At 39.4% G+C, this 2454-nt stretch carries 4 protein-coding genes; all 4 read right to left on the bottom strand.

The window, feature by feature from the left end:
• Positions 1 to 791, bottom strand: a 791-nt coding sequence (locus ACFIMA_RS09450; RefSeq protein ID WP_375693773.1) for a recombinase RecT, incomplete at its 3' end; no start/stop codon positions are given.
• A 72-nt stretch (positions 792 to 863) separates the two neighbouring features.
• Positions 864 to 1319, bottom strand: coding sequence for a hypothetical protein (locus ACFIMA_RS09445; protein WP_375654207.1), 456 nt, complete (start codon positions 1317 to 1319; stop codon positions 864 to 866).
• On the bottom strand, positions 1316 to 2005 hold the full coding sequence (locus ACFIMA_RS09440) for a hypothetical protein (RefSeq protein WP_375612643.1): 690 nt from the start codon (positions 2003 to 2005) through the stop codon (positions 1316 to 1318). The genes ACFIMA_RS09445 and ACFIMA_RS09440 overlap by 4 nt, the downstream gene beginning before the upstream one ends.
• Positions 2006 to 2010: 5 nt before the next feature.
• On the bottom strand, positions 2011 to 2454 hold a 444-nt coding region (locus ACFIMA_RS09435; protein ID WP_375693772.1), incomplete at its 5' end, for a hypothetical protein.

Here is a 2454-nt window from a genome sequence, read left to right as displayed (position 1 = left end):
ATATCTTGGACGTGAATATATTCGGCATCTTGTATAGGCGCCTCTATTTGCTTTTGTTGTAGGAAAGATTGTTCTTTTTCATGCTGTCTCTTTTGCAAAACATCCAAAATCCTTTGTGCTACTTCATCAGGAAGATCTTCAAGCTTTTGGACTCGTCCATACTCAAGGACTTTTTCCTCTTCTGTTTGAGTGATGTTTATTAATTGTTTGATTTGCGTAAGCACATCATAAGAAACTAACTTCGTTTGTACGTTATGGTTTGTTTCATTGATACGTTTTGCTTCATCTTCTTCATAAATACCGGAAAGCCCGAAAGCATAGCGAGCACATTGTATAGTGGCTTTATGGCGCAACATACGTGCTGGATATTTTTGCCATGCTTCACTTTTTTCTTGTTCGCATTCTTTGCGATATTCGGTGACTTCGATAGGGTCTTTAATCCCTTTGAGACGAATAGCACATTTGATAGCAATGATATTCCCATCCTCATTGATTTGATCTTGAAAGGTCATGCCATCAAAGTCAGGATTTGATTTGATGATCTTTATCCAACCGTCGATAGAAACAACGGGTATGATGCCGCCGCCTTTTTTAGGGAGTGCATAGATTTCTTTTGTTAAAGGGTTAAGTCCATAAGTATTGGCAACAAAAAGAAAAACGGCAAATTCTGCATCAGTGATGACATTAGCATTTTTATATCCAATACAAGTTTTTATGATTGTTTCTCGAAATTCTTCAGCAGAAAATCCATATTTTTCTGCCATTTCTTTTAAAAAAGTAGAATTTTTCATCTTGATTTCCTACATTGCGCGCAATTCACCCGTGGCGTGAATCACGCTGGTGTTAAAAGTTGGTTTGTGTTGCTAGAAAGGAATGTCGTCTTTTGTTGAAGAGTTGCCGTTCTGGGCGGTCATAGTTTGTTTACAATCTTCTGAATTATCATAAATTTTTACATTGCCATAAATTCTTGAATCGGCATAAATAATCACATTTCCATAAATTTGTGTGTGTCCAAAAATATGTCCATCATATATTTTGACGTTATTATAAATTTTTGCATTGCCAAAAATCTCGGCACAATCACCAATTTGTGCTTTATCATAAACCTTAGCACTATCGTAAATCTTGGCACAACAATACGCCTTGGCATCATTATAAATCCAGCAATCGTCTTTTTGACTTAAATTGTCTTCATACTCTACAAAGCCCCCAAGGTCCCCAGCCTTAACATCACCAAAATCTTTTAATGCACGTATGCGGTAAAGCGTAAGGTATCCATCAAACTGAATTGTTTCATCAGTAAGTTCGTATTTTTTCATCTGGTCTTTTCTCCAGTTGAGATGGCGTTATAGTCATCAACGTGTGCGCTACGGTAAACTTCTGCCTTATCGGAAACGCATGCATAACCGTAAACCTCTGCCTTACCGTAAACACGTGCTTCATCGAAAACGCGTGCACAATCGTAAACTTCTGCCTTATCGGAAACGCATGCATAACCGTAAACCTCTGCCTTACCGTAAACACGTGCTTCATCGAAAACGCGTGCACAATCGTAAACCTCTGCCTTACCGTAAACGTGTGCCTTACCGTAAACGTGTGTCTCACCGTAAATTTCTGCACGACCGTAAACGCATGCCCCGTAGTAAACGCGTGCGCTCTCGTAAACATGTGCATCATCAAAAATCCTAGCACCATCAAAAACCAGCGCATCATCATAAACTTTGGCATTACCGTAAACTTCTACATAATCGATAACGCGTGCATTGTTATAAACACGTGCATTGCCAAAAACTTGTGCCTCATCGGAAACTAGTGCATTGTCATAAATACATGCATTATCCGCAACCCAACAATAGTCCTCATGCGATAGGTTCTCTTCAGTCTCAATATAGCCGCCAAGATCACCTTTCTTGACGTCCCCCAAATCTCTCAGTGCACGAATGCGGTGAAGGATTTTGCCATCAACTTCGATTGTTTCATCAGTAAATTCGTATTTTTTTTCCATGATTACTATTTCTCACGTTCTACGATTACGGTGGAGCCACTAATTTTACAATTTCCAGCAATGTCTACACGACAGCAAATATATGCTTGATTGTAAATTTTAGCATTTCCGTAAACGTGTACACTTTCCCCTATAGCAGAATTCCCATAAATCCGCGCATAGTCAAAAACCTTGGCATTATCTCCAACAGAAGCACCACCAACTTCGGCATAATCATAAACTTGTGCATTGCCATAAACTTGTGCATTCCCATAAACCCGCGCATCATCATAAACTTTGGCATTATCGTAAACTTGTGCATTGCCAAAAATCCAACAGTCTCTCTTATGGCTTAAGTTGCTCTCTTTTTCTATAAAACCGCCTAGGTCACCTTTTTTGACATATCCAAAGTCTCTCAGTGCACGAATGCGGCGGAGCGTTCTGCGCCCAAACTCAATTGTTTCATCAGT

The organism is Bartonella sp. AP88HLJMH (genome assembly GCF_042195605.1).
GTDB lineage: Bacteria > Pseudomonadota > Alphaproteobacteria > Rhizobiales > Rhizobiaceae > Bartonella.
This window is presented reverse-complemented; position numbering and strand designations above follow the sequence as displayed.